This is a genomic window from Actinocorallia sp. B10E7 (assembly GCF_039871655.1).
In the GTDB taxonomy this organism is placed as follows: Bacteria; Actinomycetota; Actinomycetes; order Streptosporangiales; family Streptosporangiaceae; genus Actinocorallia.
Window position 1 is genome coordinate 1 of sequence record NZ_JBDPLZ010000028.1, and the last position, 1,345, is coordinate 1,345.

General features: G+C 67.6%; 1 protein-coding gene. It reads left to right on the forward strand.

Going from position 1 to position 1,345, the window contains the following annotated elements; all coding sequences use genetic code 11:
- Window positions 1-242: 242 nt before the first annotated feature.
- Entirely contained in the window at window positions 243-1,322 is a 1,080-nt protein-coding gene (locus ABGB12_RS35000; RefSeq protein ID WP_347684838.1) for an IS110 family transposase, read from the forward strand.
- Window positions 1,323-1,345: the final 23 nt, after the last annotated feature.

A 1,345-nucleotide genomic window follows, 5' to 3' on the forward strand; every position in this document is an offset into this window, starting at 1 on the left:
TGAGACGCCAGTGAGAATGGATGAGGTGGTCGCGGCGAGGTATGACTCATGAGACGCCAGACTCCCCGGGATGTCTTTTTCGGGATCCGTCTACCTTGTCGGGCCACCGGCATAGCAGTCCCCTCGGCGGTTTGGTCCGTGACTTCATAGGAGCCTGACCCGCAGGTCTCGTCACTGGTCTGTCCGCATCAGCCCGCCGGACACACTGCTCCCCCCGACCCGGCGGAAGGCGGATCTGCCAGATGGCACCAGCGGCCGAGCGCAAGAGAACACGCAGGATCGTCGGTGGAGTCGACACCCACCTGGAGACCCATCACGCCGCGGTGCAGCTGATGAACGGTGCCCGGATCGCCGACGCGCAGTTTCCCGCGACCAGCCGAGGATATGCCCTGCTACTGGCATGGCTGCGTTCCTTCGGGCGTCTGCACGCGGTCGGCGTGGAGGGCACCGGCGCCTACGGAGCCGGACTCACCCGGTACCTGCACGATCACGGGGTGCAAGTCATCGAAGTCAACCGGCCCGACCGTGGCCAGCGCCGCGCCAAGGGCAAATCCGACCCGCTGGACGCCTACGCCGCCGCCGACGCGGTCCTGGCCGGCCGCGCCCGCACCGTGCCCAAGAGCGCAGACGGCATCGTCGAATCCATCCGGGCGATCCACACCATCCGCGCCGGAGCCGTCAAAGCACGCACCGCCGCCATGAACGAACTGAGATCACTGCTGGTCACCGCACCGGCGGCCCTCCGCGAACAGCTGACCGCAAAGACCGCCCGCCAGCTGATCCACACATGCGCGCACCTGCGTCCCAGTGACACCCGCGACCCCGGCCAGGGCGTGAAGTTCGCATTGCGCGCGGTCGCCCGCAGGCATCAGCAACTGACCGAAGAGATCACCGCGGCCGACGAGGAGCTGCACCTCCTGGTCAACCAGGCCCGGCCCGATCTGACCGCGCTCCGCGGCGTCGGCGATGAAACCGCCGCCCAGCTCCTGATCACCGCTGGCGACAACCCCGACCGGCTGACCGGCCAGGCCGCCTTCGCGGCCTTGTGCGGGGTCTCACCGATCCCGGCCTCCTCCGGCAAGACCCGCCGGCACAGACTCAACCGCGGCGGAGACCGCCAAGCCAACCGGGCCCTTCACACCATCGCGCTCTCTCGCATGAGCCACTGCCCCAGAACCCGGGCCTACGTGGCACGCCGAACCGCCCAAGGCCTCGACACCAAAGAGATCATGCGCTGCCTGAAACGCTACATCGCCCGAGAGATCTTCAAGATCCTGACCAGGGCAAACACCCTCAGCGAGGAAGGCCTGCACGCAGCTTGACACGACATAGGAGCATCCCGAAG

Excerpts from the sequence above, each read along its gene's own strand:
- ABGB12_RS35000 (WP_347684838.1), top strand. The coding sequence starts at position 243 with ATGGCACCAGCGGCCGAGCGCAAGAGAACACGCAGGATCGTCGGTGGA.